The organism is Halosaccharopolyspora lacisalsi, from assembly GCF_014137975.1.
In the GTDB taxonomy this organism is placed as follows: Bacteria; Actinomycetota; Actinomycetes; order Mycobacteriales; family Pseudonocardiaceae; genus Halosaccharopolyspora; species Halosaccharopolyspora lacisalsi.
Genome location: NZ_JACGWZ010000006.1, coordinates 61,667 through 75,516 on the forward strand (window position 1 = coordinate 61,667; position 13,850 = coordinate 75,516).

At 69.7% G+C, this 13,850-nt stretch carries 13 protein-coding genes; 6 read left to right on the plus strand and 7 right to left on the minus strand.

Annotated features, from left to right (window positions below):
- Positions 1-36: 36 nt before the first annotated feature.
- The 5 genes from FHX42_RS19165 to FHX42_RS19185 all read right to left on the minus strand — a co-directional run bounded on the left by FHX42_RS19165 (position 37) and on the right by FHX42_RS19185 (position 4,808).
- Entirely contained in the window at positions 37-564 is a 528-nt protein-coding gene (locus FHX42_RS19165) for a 2'-5' RNA ligase family protein (RefSeq protein ID WP_182545821.1), read from the minus strand.
- Positions 564-1,481 (minus strand): HhH-GPD family protein, encoded by a 918-nt coding sequence (locus FHX42_RS19170; RefSeq protein WP_182545822.1) that lies wholly within the window; start codon positions 1,479-1,481, stop codon positions 564-566. The genes FHX42_RS19165 and FHX42_RS19170 overlap by 1 nt, the downstream gene beginning before the upstream one ends.
- Positions 1,482-1,656: 175 nt before the next feature.
- A complete protein-coding gene (disA, locus tag FHX42_RS19175; RefSeq protein ID WP_182545823.1) occupies positions 1,657-2,730 on the minus strand; it encodes a DNA integrity scanning diadenylate cyclase DisA in 1,074 nt (357 codons plus the stop codon).
- Complete coding sequence (gene radA / locus FHX42_RS19180) at positions 2,727-4,136, minus strand: DNA repair protein RadA (RefSeq protein WP_182545824.1); 1,410 nt, start codon at positions 4,134-4,136, stop codon at positions 2,727-2,729. The genes disA and radA overlap by 4 nt, the downstream gene beginning before the upstream one ends.
- 57 nt (positions 4,137-4,193) lie before the next feature.
- Positions 4,194-4,808, minus strand: coding sequence for a copper chaperone PCu(A)C (locus FHX42_RS19185; protein WP_182545825.1), 615 nt, complete (start codon positions 4,806-4,808; stop codon positions 4,194-4,196).
- A 270-nt stretch (positions 4,809-5,078) separates the two neighbouring features.
- Between FHX42_RS19185 and FHX42_RS19190 the strand changes: the two genes are divergently transcribed.
- From FHX42_RS19190 to rlmB, 6 genes are all read left to right on the plus strand, one after another.
- Positions 5,079-5,567 carry a CarD family transcriptional regulator gene (locus tag FHX42_RS19190; RefSeq protein WP_182545826.1) on the plus strand — a complete coding sequence of 163 codons (489 nt, stop codon included), beginning with the start codon at positions 5,079-5,081 and terminating at the stop codon, positions 5,565-5,567.
- Positions 5,568-5,581: 14 nt separating this feature from the next.
- Positions 5,582-6,286, plus strand: coding sequence for a 2-C-methyl-D-erythritol 4-phosphate cytidylyltransferase (gene ispD / locus FHX42_RS19195; protein ID WP_182546113.1), 705 nt, complete (start codon positions 5,582-5,584; stop codon positions 6,284-6,286).
- Positions 6,283-6,759: a 2-C-methyl-D-erythritol 2,4-cyclodiphosphate synthase gene (gene ispF / locus FHX42_RS19200; protein ID WP_182545827.1), complete on the plus strand. Its 477-nt coding sequence runs from the start codon at positions 6,283-6,285 to the stop codon at positions 6,757-6,759. The genes ispD and ispF overlap by 4 nt, the downstream gene beginning before the upstream one ends.
- A 113-nt stretch (positions 6,760-6,872) precedes the next feature.
- Positions 6,873-7,568, plus strand: coding sequence for an HAD family hydrolase (locus tag FHX42_RS19205; RefSeq protein WP_182545828.1), 696 nt, complete (start codon positions 6,873-6,875; stop codon positions 7,566-7,568).
- Between the two features lie 59 nt (positions 7,569-7,627).
- The gene (gene cysS / locus FHX42_RS19210) at positions 7,628-9,019 is read left to right on the plus strand and encodes a cysteine--tRNA ligase (RefSeq protein WP_182545829.1); all 1,392 of its coding nucleotides are present in this window, start codon (positions 7,628-7,630) and stop codon (positions 9,017-9,019) included.
- A gap of 3 nt (positions 9,020-9,022) precedes the next feature.
- Positions 9,023-9,982: a 23S rRNA (guanosine(2251)-2'-O)-methyltransferase RlmB gene (gene rlmB / locus FHX42_RS19215; RefSeq protein WP_182545830.1), complete on the plus strand. Its 960-nt coding sequence runs from the start codon at positions 9,023-9,025 to the stop codon at positions 9,980-9,982.
- Positions 9,983-11,041: 1,059 nt separating this feature from the next.
- Here rlmB and FHX42_RS19220 read toward each other — a convergent pair.
- Both FHX42_RS19220 and FHX42_RS19225 read right to left on the minus strand, forming a co-directional pair.
- The gene (locus FHX42_RS19220) at positions 11,042-11,272 is read right to left on the minus strand and encodes a hypothetical protein (protein WP_182545831.1); all 231 of its coding nucleotides are present in this window, start codon (positions 11,270-11,272) and stop codon (positions 11,042-11,044) included.
- A gap of 132 nt (positions 11,273-11,404) precedes the next feature.
- Positions 11,405-13,768, minus strand: a complete 2,364-nt coding sequence (locus tag FHX42_RS19225) for an MMPL family transporter (protein ID WP_182545832.1) — start codon at positions 13,766-13,768, stop codon at positions 11,405-11,407.
- Positions 13,769-13,850: the final 82 nt, after the last annotated feature.

The window sequence follows — 13,850 nt, forward strand, 5'->3', positions numbered from 1 at the left end:
AAGTGGCCCCTGCACCACGGGTGGGCAACTCGAAAGCTACGGGCGCAGGAGCACGTCGACCTCACCTGTGCGGGTGTCGGTGACACCGACGCCGGTGACCGAGGCCCTGATCGGCTCGGTGGGTTGCAGAGCCGCGAAGCCGGCCGAGAGCTGGCTCGGAGCCAGACCGTGCGCGAGCGTGCAGTGCGGTACCCACGCGCCGGGGAAGTAGTAGGCGGACGGGTCGCGGACCCTGCCGGCCAGGGTGTCGTGGGCGGCGGTGTGCACGGCCAGCAGTTCGGTGTCGACGATCGCGCCCAGCAGCAGGACGGAGTCCTCACCGGGGAACGTGCCCAGCGTGTACAGCCACAGGTCGGGGATCGACAACGCCGCGAGGTCACTGCGCAGCGCCTCGCGCGTGGCGGGTGGGATGGTGCCCGCCACGGCCATCGTGACGTGCGGCCGGTATCGCTGGTGACCACGCGCGGCGACGCTGGGTACGCCGACCTCGTCCAGGCGACGCCACAGCTCCCGCACGGCGGCGTCGGCGGCCTCGTCGAAGAACAGCTCCAGCGTGTGGGCCACTAGTGCTCTCCGGGGAGCGCGAACCTGCCGTCGTCGGTCTGCTCCATCAGGCCGTCGACCAGCAACGAGTCCAAGCAGCGGTCGCGCTGGCCCGCCTCGTTCCACGCCGCGTCCAGCTGCTGCCTGTTCACCGGCCCCTCGGCGGCGCGCAGCACGTCCAGCAGCCGTCCCCGCACCTGGCGATCGGTACCGGCGAAGCGCTGCACCTTCTTCGGCGGCCCCGCGTAAGCCGGGCGTCCCGCCCGTTGCCAGGCGCAGTCGCCCACGATCGGGCAAACCTCGCAGCCCGGCGAGCGTGCCGTGCACACGGTCTGACCGAGCTCCATGAGGGCGGCCGACAGCTTGGCCGCCGTCGCTTCGTCGTCGGGGAGCAGCGCCTCGACGTCGGCGAGGTCGCGCTTCGGGGACGGGTTCCCCGCGTCGCCGGCACCGTGCACGGCGCGCGCGACCACGCGACGCACGTTCGTGTCCACGACCGGGGCGCGCCTGCCGTAGGCGAAGGTCGCCACCGCCCTGGCCGTGTACGTGCCGATACCGGGCAGCGCCAGGAGGGTGTCGACGTCAGCGGGGACGACGTCGTCGTGCTCGGAGGCGATGGCGCCCGCCGCCTCGTGCAGGCGCAGCGCGCGGCGTGGATACCCCAGCTTGCCCCACGCCCGCAGCACCTCGGCCTGGCTGGCGGCGGCGAGGTCGGACGGTCGGGGCCAGCGCTCCATCCACTCCTGCCAGATCGGCAGCACGCGGCTCACCGGCGTCTGTTGCAGCATGGTCTCGCTGACCAGCACCCCCCAGCCGGTCGTACCGGGAGCGCGCCAGGGCAGGGCCCGGGCGTTGTGCTCGAACCAGTCGATCAGTTCGGTGGTGTCCGGGCCCGTCTCGGCGCTGCGGGGGGCCTCGGTCGTCCTGTTGTCAGCCATCTCGCCGTCGATCCTGCCAGGTGTCGCCGGAGGCCGGTGCGCCGGGAGGAGGTGGCCGTGCCGTGGGGCCGTGACGATTTTCCCTAAAGTTGTGCCACAACTTTAGGGAAAATCGCACCACCACCGGCCACGCCGACTGCCGCGGGTCCTGAGCAACTTGTTCCGAGCAACCCGATCAGACGTAGTGGTCGGAGAGGGAGGACTCGACCAGTCGGGAGAGCCCCTCTCGGATGAGCCTGGCCTGGGACTCGTCGACCTCTGCCACCGTCCGCAGGTCCTCGGCCGAGGTCGCGAGCAGGTTCTGCACCGACCCGAAGTGCTCGACGAGCTGGCGGCGCACGGTGTCGGGAAGCCGCGGGATGCGGGCGAGCAGCCGGTAGCCACGCGGTTCGAGATGCTGTTCGAGGGTCTCGTCGGAGTAGCCGTAAGCCGTCGCGATGGCCGTGAGGTCCAACAACTCGGTGTTGTCCAGCCTCTCCAGCGCAGCGGTGACCTGCTCCCGCGTGGGCACCTCGCCGCCGGTGGGCAGGTACTCCTGCGTGAGGACCTCGCGGTCCACGCCGACACCGCCGACCAGTTCGTCGAGCTGGAGTTCGATCAGCCGCCCGTCCTCGCCGAGCTCGACCACGTCGCCCTCGATCTCGTCGGCGATCCGCCGCACCATCTCCAGCCGCTGCACCACCAGCATCACGTCCCGCAACGTCACGGAGTCCTCGATCTCCAGCGCGGACAACGTCTGGCTGACCTCGGCCAGCCGGGAGGTGTACCGGCTCAGCGTGGCCAGCGCCTGGTTGGCGCGGGAGAGGATGTCCGGTGACCCGGTCAGCACGTGCCGGTGCCCTCCGATGTAGACGCTGGCGATGCTCATCGACTGGCTCACCGACACCACCGGATACCCGGTGTGGATGGCGGTGCGTTCGGCGGAGCGGTGTCGGGTGCCCGATTCGTCGGTGGGGATGGCCGAGTCCGGGACGAGCTGGACGTTGGCCCGCAGGATGCGGGTGGCGTCGCCGGAGAGCACCACGGATCCATCCATCTTGGACAGCTCGCGCAGCCTGGTGGCGCTGAACTCGACGTCGAGGTGGAACCCGCCGTCGCACAGCGACTCGACCGTCTCGTCGTAGCCCAGCACGATCAGCCCGCCGGTACGTCCGCGCAGGATGCGTTCCAGGCCGTCCCGCAGGGCGGTGCCCGGAGCCAGCCACGCCAGCGTGGTCCGCAGCTTCTCGGGGTGGCCGCGTTCGGTCATGATGTCGACTCCCGGTCACCGCGGCGGCGCTTGGAGGGCTTGACCAGTTTCAGCGCCGACGTGAGGTCCTCGACCACGGTGGCCTGCACGCCCTCGGGCAGTGGTCCGCAGTCCGGTGGCACCAGGGCGTGGTCGTAGCCCAGCCGGGCGGCCTCGGCGAGGCGGCGCCCGACGCCGGTGACCCGCCGGATCTCGCCGGCCAGCCCCACCTCGCCCACGGCGATCACGTTCGAGCGCAGCGGAACGTCGGTGGTGGAGGAGGCCACCGCCAGTGCCACCGCCAGGTCGGCGGCGGGCTCGGTGACCTTCATCCCGCCGACGGTCGCGGCGAAGACCTCCTGGTCACCGGTCTTGATGCCACCACGCTTGTCCAGCACCGCCAGCATCATCGACACCCGCGCCGAGTCCAGACCGCTGACCGCGCGTCGCGGCATCGTCATGTTCGTCGGTGTCACCAGCGCCTGGACCTCGGCCAGCAGGGGGCGCTTGCCCTCGACCATGACCGTCACGGCGGTACCGGGAACCTGGGTCTCCGGGCGGTTGATGAACAACCCCGACGGGTCGGCGACCTCGACGATGCCCTGTTCGCCCTGCTCGAAGCAGCCGACCTCGTCGGCGGGGCCGAAGCGGTTCTTGACCCCGCGCAGCATCCGCAGCGAGGAGTGTCGATCGCCCTCGAACTGCAGGACGACGTCCACGATGTGCTCGAGCGCGCGGGGACCGGCCACCGCGCCGTCCTTGGTCACGTGGCCGACGAGGATCACGGGCAGTCCCCGCTCCTTGGCCAGGGCCACCAGCGCGGTGGTGACCGCGCGGACCTGCGTGACTCCCCCGGGCGTGCCCTCCGACTCACCGGCCTGCACGGTCTGGACCGAGTCGATGATCAGCAGTCCGGGGCGGACGGCGTCGATGTGACCGAGCACCGAGGCCAACTCGCTCTCGGCGCCGAGATAGAGCTCGGAGTGCACCGCGCCGGTGCGTTCGGCACGCAGCCGGACCTGCCCGGCCGACTCCTCACCGGTGACGTACAGCGACGGGCCCCCGGATCCGCCGGCGGCCCAGCGGTGGGCGACCTCCAGCAGCAGCGTGGACTTGCCGACGCCGGGTTCCCCGGCCAGCAGGGCCACCGCACCGGGAACGATGCCGCCGCCGAGTACCCGGTCGAGCTCGTCGATGCCGGTCGCCACGGCGCGGGCGGAGTCCAGGTCCACCTCGGCGATCGGGCGGGCCGGAGTGGCAGGAGCGCCCGCGGTGACCTGTGACAGCGCCGGGCGCGCCGGAGCGGCCTCCGCGACGGAGTTCCACTCCTGGCACTTCGGGCACTTGCCGACCCACTTGGCGAGCTCGTGGCCGCACTCGGTGCAGCGGTAGCCGACCCGCGTCGCACGGGCGTTTTTCGAAGGCACGCCACGAGGCTATCCAATCCCCGTATCGCCCCTGCCGGCGCGCGGGGCGGGAACCCCTCAGTGCGGGCTGCCGTGCTCCGGGCGGGACTCCGGGCTCGGGCCGATCGGCACGTGCACCGTGATCTCACCCGCTTGTCGGAACCTCAGCGTCACCGGGACGACCGTGCCGGGGCGGATGGTCTGGGTCAGCCCCACCAGGGCGATGTTGACCTGCGGGTGCTGTACCGGGCCGGTCTGCTGCGGCTGCTCGGCAGCACTGGTCGGCTGTCGGGTCGCCGAAGTCGACTGCTGGCGCTTGGGAGACTCACCGTTCGAGTGCAGCCGAGTGCCACCGGGGATCGTGGTGTCGCCGGTGATGCGCACGGACTTGGCGTAGGGACTGCTGGCGCCGATCAGCCGATCGACCGCGTTGGCCTTGTTGATCAGGACCACGTCCATCGGTGCCGAGGAGCCCTTCGGGTAGTGCGCCTCGCCTCCGGGGAAGGCGAGCACGGCGTCCCGGACGGCCATGCTCCCGGCCTGGGCGTTGTCGCCGAAGACGGCGGCGTTCACTTCGCTGGTGTCTGCGTCCTGACCGGCTGAGCAGCCGGTCAGCGCCATGACGGCGCCGAGTCCGATCACGACCGGTGCCAACCGCAGGCGGACTGCCTTGTTGTACTGTGGGCGGCTCACGGTTGCAGCGTCCCTCCTGATTGCCGGACAACCGTCCCTGAGCCTAATGGTCGTCCCCGCTGGTCGTGCGCGCGCCCCGGGTGGAGGAGCGCGACGACCAGGGTGTCCACAGTGGATAAGCTCGTGAACGGCGCACTTTCTCGCTTGCACAGTCGTGGGGTGTTTGTCAACCCCTGTCTGCCCTCTGACCTGCAATGAAGCGGGTGAGCCGGTCGAGGCGGCGTTGTCGCCCATGCTAGACTGAAGACCAGCGAAAGGGGCAGAGGACACATGGTTTTCAAGGTCGGAGAGACCGTCGTCTACCCGCATCACGGTGCCGCGCTCATCGAAGCAATCGAGACTCGCGTGATCAAGGGTGAGGAAAAGCAGTACCTCGTCCTCAGGGTCGCGCAGGGCGACCTGACCGTGCGCGTTCCCGCCGACAACGCCGAGCACGTCGGTGTCCGGGACGTCGTCGGCCAGGAGGGTCTGGACCGGGTTTTCGACGTGTTGCGTGCGGCTCATACCGAGGAGCCGACCAACTGGTCCCGGCGGTACAAGGCCAACCTGGAGAAGCTCGCCTCCGGCGATGTGAACAAGGTGGCCGAAGTGGTGCGCGACCTCTGGCGACGCGAGCAGGACCGTGGGTTGTCCGCGGGTGAGAAGCGCATGTTGGCCAAGGCGCGGCAGATACTGGTCAGCGAACTGGCGCTGGCGGAGGGCACCGACGAGGGCAAGGCCGAGTCCCTGCTCGACGAGGTCCTCGCGACGGCCGTGTGAGCGCGCCCGGTTCGATGCGGGTGGTGGCGCTCGTCCCCGCGGCGGGAAGTGGACGGCGACTGGGTGCCGGTGTGCCCAAGGCACTGGTGCCGGTGCTGGGCGAGTCCTTGCTCGTCCGTGCGGTCCGCGGATTGTTGAATTCGGGGATGATACATCATGTCGTCGTCGCCGCGCCTCCGGAAGCTCCCGAGGAGGTCCGTGCGGAGCTGAATCCGCTCGGACCGGTGGCGCGGGTGGTTCCCGGCGGTTCCGATCGCACGGAGTCGGTTCGGTTGGCGCTGGCCGAGGCCGAGCGAGTGGTACCCGACGCCGGAGCGGTGTTGGTGCATGACGCGGCTCGCGCGTTCACGCCGGTACCCGTGATCCAGGACGTGATACGTGCTGTCGAGGGCGGAGCGCGCGCGGTGGTTCCGGTGCTGCCGGTGGCCGACACGGTCAAGCAGGTGGACAGCTCGCAGCGGGTGACCGCCACCGTGGACCGCTCGCACCTGCGAACCGTGCAGACTCCCCAGGGGTTCGCCGTCGACACGTTGCGCGCGGCCTACGACAACGCCGGGGACGCGGCCACCGACGACGCCGGACTCGTGGAGCAGGCGGGCGAGACGGTGACCACGGTGCCCGGGCACGCCCACGCTCTCAAGATCACGACAGCCTTCGATCTGGCCATCGCCGAGACGGTGCTGGCGGCGGAGCCGGTCCCGGAGGACGACCTCCCGTGAGTGGTTCGGAACTTCCCCGAGTGGGGCAGGGAGTGGACGTGCACCCGGTGCGATCCGGCCGGGAGTGCTGGGTGGCCGGGCTGTACTGGCCCGACGTCGACGGGTGTGCCGGTCACTCGGACGGGGACGTGGCCTCCCACGCGCTGTGCGACGCCGTGCTCTCGGCCGCCGGGCTGGGGGATCTCGGCGGCATGTTCGGCACCGACGACCAGCGTTGGGCGGGTGCGCACGGCGTGGACTTCCTCGCGGAGGTGCGTTCCAGGGTCGATGAGGCCGGGTATCGCATCGGCAACGCCGCGGTGCAGGTGGTCGCCACCGCGCCCCGGATCGGCAAGCGTCGTGACGAGGCGCAGCGAGTGCTCTCCGAGGCCCTGGGCGCTCCGGTCTCGGTTTCCGGCACCACCAGCGACGGGCTCGGTCTCACCGGGCGAGGCGAGGGCATGGCCGCCATCGCCACCGCCCTGGTGGCTTGAGATCGGCGCCTTCGAGGCACCACTCGAACGCGTGCTCCTCGCCGGTGCGCTTCGTGAGTGAAATTCACCGCAGGAATGCGGTCGGATGCCGCGCGTCCACGTACGGTGGTCGAGTGACCGTGCGCGCCGTACTCTTCGACTTCTCCGGCACCCTCTTTCGCTTGGAGCAGGACGAGTCCTGGTTCAACGACCTCACCGACGACTTCGGGGCCTCCTGGGACCCCGTGGCGCAGACAGAGCTGATGCGCCGGATGACCGCTCCGACCGGGCAGATCGCCGAGCTCTCCCCCGAGTACCAGGAAGCCTGGGACAAGCGTGACCTCGACCCGCTGCTGCACCGCAAGGTCTACCTCGAGGTGCTGCGCCGCTCCGGGGTCACCGACAGCCAGGCCGAGGGGCTGTACGCACGGCTGATCGACCCCGACTGCTGGACGCCCTACCCCGACACGGTCGAGACGTTGCGTCGCCTGCACGACGCGGGAATCCGCATCGGCGTCATCAGCAACATCGCCTTCGACATTCGTCCGGCCCTCGAGCGCGTCGGCGTGTCCGAGCTGGTCGACGAGGTCCTCATGTCCTACGTCGAAGGTGTGATCAAGCCCGACCCCAAGTTGTTCCTGCGGGCCTGCGAGCGCATCGAGGTGGATCCCGAGCAGGCCCTGATGGTCGGGGACAGCGTGGAGGCCGACGGGGGCGCGGCCGACGTCGGATGCCGGATCGCGATCGTCGACCCGCTGCCGACCTCGGAGCGACCGGACGCGCTGCTGTCCGCCCTCGCCGACAACGGGTTGCCGGAAGCGCCCGCGTGAGGTCGATTCCGCAGGCCCTGGGGTGATTCGGCGGCTCACCGCACCCGTATCATCGCGGTGTGAGCCTGTACCTGTATGACACCGCGACCCGTACGACGCGCGAGTTCCACCCGTGCCGCGCCGGGGTGGCGTCGATCTACGTCTGTGGTGCCACGGTGCAGAGCGTGCCGCACGTCGGACACGTGCGCAGCGGGCTCAACTTCGACGTGCTGCGGCGCTGGCTGATCCACACCGGTTACGACGTGCGGTTGGTCCGCAACGTCACCGACATCGAGGACAAGCTGCTGACCAAGGCCGCGGATGCGGGGCGTCCCTGGTGGGAGTGGGCGGCCACGCACGAGCGCGAGTTCGAGAGCGCCTACGACCGGCTCGGCTGCCTGCCGCCCTCGGCGACCCCGCGCGCCACCGGTCACATCCCCCAGATGGTCGAGCTGATCCAGCGACTGCTCGACCGGGGCCATGCCTACGTCTCCGGTGGGGACGTCTACTTCTCGGTGACCACCGTGGCCGAGTACGGGCGGCTGTCCGGCCAGCGCCTCGACGAGGTGCAGCAGGGTGAGGACGCCGCCTCCGACAAGCGCGACCCCCGTGACTTCACGCTGTGGAAGGCGGCCAAGCCGGGCGAGCCGAGCTGGCCCACTCCCTGGGGACGCGGTCGTCCGGGCTGGCACCTGGAGTGCTCGGCGATGGCGACCACCTACCTCGGCGGCGAGTTCGACATCCACGGCGGTGGCCTGGATCTGGTCTTTCCGCACCACGAGAACGAGCTCGCCCAGTCCAACGCGGCCGGGGACGGTTTCGCCCGGTACTGGATGCACAACGCCTGGGTCACGGCCAGCGGTGAGAAGATGTCCAAGTCGTTGGGCAACACCCTGTCGATCCCGGCGATCCTGCGCCGGTTCCGCCCCGCTGAACTGCGCTATTATTTGGTCACCCCGCACTACCGCTCCACCGTCGAGTTCTCGGACGAGGGCATGGCCGAGGCGGTGGCGGCCTACGGGCGCATCGAGTCGTTCGTGCGCCGGGTGGTTCAGCGCACGGGAAGCGTCGAGCCGGGCACGGTGTGCGGGGAGTTCGCCGCAGCGATGGACGACGACCTGTCGACCCCGCAGGCCATGGCCTCCGTGCACACCGTGATGCGGGAGGGCAACGCCGCCCTGGACGGCGGTGACGATGCCACCGCGCGGGGGGCCGCGGCCTCGGTGCGAGCGATGACCGGTGTGTTCGGCCTGGACCCCCTCTCGGAGCAGTGGGCCGAGGACACCGCGACGTCCGACGCCGCGCAGCGGGCGTTGACGAACTTGGTGGAGACTCTGCTGGAGCAGCGTCGGCAGGCGCGGTCCGAGCGCGATTTCGCGACCGCGGACCTGGTGCGGGACCGGCTGCTGGCCTCCGGCATCACCGTCGAGGACACTCCTGACGGTCCGATGTGGACGTTGAAGGACGGGTAACACGTGGCGGGAAACGACAGGCGCCGAGGAGCTGTCCGCAAGTCGGGCACGAAGAAGGGCATGGTCGTCGGTTCCGGCGGCCAGGGGCGCAAGGCACTGCAGGGCAAGGGGCCGACTCCGAAGGCGGAGAACCGCGTCGGGCACCAGGCGAAGCGCCGTGCGGACGCGAAGGCGCAGGCCGACAAGCAGCGGCAGAAGCAGCGTAGGAGCGCCGAGAACGCTCCCGAGCTGGTGGCCGGGCGCAACCCCGTCGCCGAGTGCGTCCGTGCCGAGGTGCCGGCCAACGGGATGTACGTGGCGCAGGGCATCGACACCGACGACCGCGTCACCGAGGCCGTCCGGAACGCCGCCGACCAGGGGATCTCGGTCGTGGAGGTGCCGCGCGGCGAGCTCGACCGGATGACGGGAGGCGCCCTGCACCAGGGGGTCGCGCTCCAGGTGCCGTCCTACAAGTACGCGGAGCCCGAGGACCTGCTGACCAAGGCGCGGAACTCCGGCATGCCGCCGTTGCTGGTCGCGCTGGACGGGGTGACCGACCCGCGCAACCTCGGTGCGGTGGTGCGTTCGGCGGCCGCCTTCGGTGCTCACGGGGTGCTGCTGCCGCAGCGGCGCAGTGCCGGGATGACGGCCGTCGCGTGGCGGACGAGCGCCGGAGCGGCGGCGCGGATTCCGGTGGCCAAGGCTTCGAACCTGACCCGCTCACTGCGGGACTTCAAGTCCGAGGGGCTCATGGTCGTCGGACTGGACGCGGACTCCGACGTCTCCTCCGACGAGCTCGAACTCGCCACGGATCCGCTGGTCGTCGTCGTGGGCTCGGAGGGACGTGGACTGTCCCAGCTGGTGCGCAAGACCTGCGACCAGGCCGTCTCCATTCCGATGCAGTCGGGCGTGGAGTCGCTCAACGCCTCGGTCGCCGCCGGTGTCGTCCTCTCCGAGGTGGCCCGCCGGCGTCGCGTGCGCTAGTGCCGCATACCACGCGGGTCCATCGGGTCGGTGGCTGTGGCGGACGGACGTGCGGTGACGTCCGATCCGACCGTTGGAGGCGTGGTGGTTGCAGCGGATCATGTGCCCGGGCAGCGTGAGTCCGGGCAGTTCGGCGCGTTCGGTGGCCCACAGCAGGGTGGGCCGGGGATCCGTGGATTCCGGTGCGTCCGGGAACAGGCGGGCGAGCACTCGCGCGCACGGACCGGCGGGCGGGTTCCGGACCGGCCCGAGTCCTCGGGCCGGCCCGTGCGTGTGCACCAGGGTCTCCACGACCCCCATCGCGGCGAAGCCCTCGGGTTCCGAAACCCCGAAGACGTGGTGGGCGCGAACTTGCGGTGACGTCGTGCGCACCATCGCGACCAGCGGCGTGCCACTGGCCTCCAGCACTCGCAACAGGCTGACGGGCCCCGCCTCGTTCGCGTGAACGGCGTTCGCCGGGAGCCGGGCCGTCGGCTCTCCCACACGAAGGGCACCTTGCCGTCCCAGGGCGGTGCTTGGGCCCCAGCTGCACGGCGTAGGCGAAGAGGTCGTCGCTGAGGTGCTCGGTGGTCCCCGCAGTCCCATTCCAGCGAACCGGCCCTGCCGTGTCACACCGCCGGGGGTGCCTCGTGAAGGACCGCCACGGCGAGCCGCACGGCATGGTCGAGTTCGTCCGCGGTGACGGGGCGCAGAGGGGGCCCTCTCGGCTGGTCGGGACATGGCGGGACCGTACCGTGGCCGGGACGGGGCCACCTTCCCCTTTTGACCGGGGGCTGAGCAGTCCGGCGGAGATGCGCGGCCACGGCCGGGCCCGCGCGCCCGTTTCGGCACCTTCTTCGAAGTCGCCGGAAGCTCCGCTTCCGTGGTCCGAACCGACCGGACCCGGCGGCCGGTACCGCCACGATCGCGGAGATCCGAGGACGACCACCACGATGCGGCGGATCGCGGCGCACTGCCGTCGGCCGTCCGCGAGCGGGACCGTCCCGGCTGCTGAGCGTCCCACGATCGGGTCGTCGGTACCGCAGCACCGAGGCCGGGTTCTCCCCGGCCGAGGAGCGGTCACCCCACGAGGCCGGTGAGGACCAGGGAAGCCAGGATCGCGGCGGCGGCGAGCGAGGGGAAGAGGATCATGGCGAAGCGCCGCCAGTCCGTCCCGCCGTAATCGTCGCCGAGGCCGCCTTCGCCGTGGTTCGACGTGTTCTCCTCGGTCGTTCCTCTCCCCGGGAGATCCGCGAACGGATCCGGTTTCGTGATCTCGGATTCGAAGACCATCGCGTCCTCGTTGTTCATGATGACGGCATCCCTGCTGGTCGGAGTGCTTTCTCGAGTGGTTTCCCGCCGGGTGACGAGTCCGGTGCGGTGGAAAGCGATCCGCGTTTTCCACCGCACCGTTCGGCCCGTTCGCGGTACGGGGGCCTGTCGTCACGGTACTCGGCTTCGGATCATTTCTTTCTCCTCAACTGCGGTACTGCCGCCGGAGCGCCTCCCCGGAAGCCACCAATTCCAACTCCCCATGAGGCGCATGGTGGCCGGCACGAGGATCAACCGCACGATCGTCGCGTCGATCAGGATGGCCAGCGCCATTCCGAACCCGAGTTGTTCGATGGGGACCATTCCCGTGAAGGCGAACGCGCCGAACACGGCCACCATGAGAACAGCGGCTCCCGAGATCAGCGGGGCGGTGGACTGCAGTCCCGTCGCCACGGCGGCTCGGTTGTCCCGGGTCTGCACGTGGTTCTCCCGGATTCGGTTGAGCAGGAACACCTCGTAATCGGTGTTGAGGCTGAACAACAGGGCGAGCAGCAGAATCGGTACGAAGTTCTGCAGGTACCCCGTTTCGTTCAGTCCGAGAAGTCGCGTACCGACACCGTGCTGGAACACGGCGACCAGAATTCCGTAGGTGGCCGCCAGGGACAGCAGGTTCATCGCGACTGCCTTCAACGGCAGCAGCACGGAGCGGAAGGTGATCAGTAGCAGCGTGAACACCACGATGAGCATCAGCGCGATGACCCAGGGAAGGCCGTCCTGGATGACTTCGTTGGCGACGAGTCCTTCGGCGGTCTCCCCGCCGACCATCACGTGGAAACCGGGGTACTGGGCCGAGGCGACGGTGCGCTGGGCCGCGTGGACCAGATCGATGGTGCTTTCATCGGAGGCAGGCCCGTTCGGTATCAGTTCGATGACCGTTGTACGCCCGTCGTCCGACAAGAAGTGCCTCAGGGACTGCCGCGCGTCGTCGGGCATTCGTTCGCGGACCGACGGCTGCAGGGCGTTGAGCGGCCGTTCGGGCGAGATCCGGCGCAGGGTGGTTACCAGTGACTGGGTGCGGGAAACCCCGGGCAGCTCGGTCAGCGAGTCGTGAAGAGCGATCAGGTCGGAGCGGGCTCCGGGCTCGGAGAGCCCCGGCGTGCGCACCACCACCTGGACCGGCGACGTGGTGCCGGAGCCGAACTGTTGCTGAATGTGATCGTAGCCCGTCCGGACGGGAGAGCTCTGCGGAACGATCCGCGCGTCGGGGGTGAACATCCGCAATCCGCCCGCGGGTAGCGCGAGGAAGCAGAGCACGACGGCTCCGGTCAGGCCGATCACGACCGGGCGGCGCATGACCGCCAGTGCGAACCGGTGCCATCGCCCGGTTTTTCGCGTGCTGCTGTCGCTGCCGAGCCCGCTTCCCGAGAGGAACGGCAGTCGTCCCTTGTTGATCCGATGCCCGAGCACGTGGAGAAGAGCGGGCAGGACGACGGTGCTCGCCAGAACGGAGAACGCCACGACCGTGATGGCACCCAGAGCGATCGACCAGATGATGTTGAGATCGACGACGAACAACGTCGACATCGTCGCTATCACGGTCAGCCCGGAGAACAGGACCGTGTGGCCGGCGTACCGCAGGGCACGGGTCACCGCGTCGTGCACGCTCCTTCCTCCGCGCAGTTCCTCCTGGAACCTGGATATGACGAAAAGTGAGTAGTCCACGGAGATGCCGAAGCCGAGCATGGTGGCGGCGTTCTCGAGGAAGATCGACAGCTCGGTGTGGTGGGCCAGCGGGGAGAGCGCGCCCAGGGTGAAGACGATCGCCGTGATTCCGACGACCAGCGAGGTAGCGGCGGCCACGACGCTGCGGTAGAGCAGGAGGAGGATCACGGCGATCAGCGGCAGGGTGATGATTTCGGCCCATATCAGACCTTGCCTGCTGAGCTGGTTTACCTCGCCCCAGAACGGGGCGTCGCCGACCAGCGTGATCTCCAGGCCACGCTGGTCGAAGCGCTGGGTGAGGCGGTCGTTCACCGCGGGCATTTCTCGACGCGCGGCGCCGTCGTCCATGGCCAGCCCGAACGAGGTGATAGCGGTCCTGCCGTCCTCGCCCAGAAAGGGGGCGCGGGATCCGGGACTCAGCGTCGCCCACCCGTAGGACCCGCTCACTCGCAGGGCCGGGTCCTGTTCGACCGCGTCGGCGACTTCGCGCACACGTGTTTCGAACCCGGGATCGTCCGCGGTCAGCTTCTGGTCGTGCACCACCAGCGTCACGGAGACCTGCCCGCGTCCCAGCATCTTCGCCTCGGCGAGTTCTTCGGCAGCGCGCTGCGACTGCGACCCGGCGACGGCCCAGCCGCCGCCGCTGAGTACATCGCCGATGGAGAGGGCTCCGAACGAGGCGAGGAGCAGCGCGATCACCCAACCCGCCAGTACGGGACGTCGGTGTTTGCGGGTCAGCCGTGACACCGCGGCGGCCGTCCCGCTCTCGGCGGTCACGCCCTCCTGATGCGAGATCGTGGATTGCTTGTGCACCAGCCAGGCCCCTCGTTCCGTTACCGACTACGCGTCTAAAACAGTCTCGTAGACTGTTACCGACTTTGCGTCGGTCAGTATG